Here is a 230-nt window from a genome sequence, read left to right on the forward strand (position 1 = left end):
TTGATTCTCTTGGGTGAATCTTAGTGATCCCAAGTCCTCAATTATCCCTTGGTTAATTCCCGGTTGATAACTAAAGTCAAAGTCAGCTAACGTTTTTTCATATGGAAAGCGGGCTAGTTTAATTCTCAAATTAATCTTTTTTTGTTCCCGGTATTTAAGCTCAGCCGTTGTCAATTCGAATAAGGCATCACTCAAGGACTTGGGTGCTTCATCTTGATGATCCAATAGGT

At 38.7% G+C, this 230-nt stretch carries 1 protein-coding gene; it reads right to left on the reverse strand.

Translation table 11 applies throughout. The features are described from left to right. On the reverse strand, window positions 1-230 hold a 230-nt coding region (locus tag MZO40_RS17315), incomplete at both ends, for an ATP-binding protein (protein WP_252133502.1).

The sequence above is a fragment of the Lactiplantibacillus sp. B652 genome, from assembly GCF_023806745.1.
GTDB lineage: Bacteria > Bacillota > Bacilli > Lactobacillales > Lactobacillaceae > Lactiplantibacillus > Lactiplantibacillus pentosus.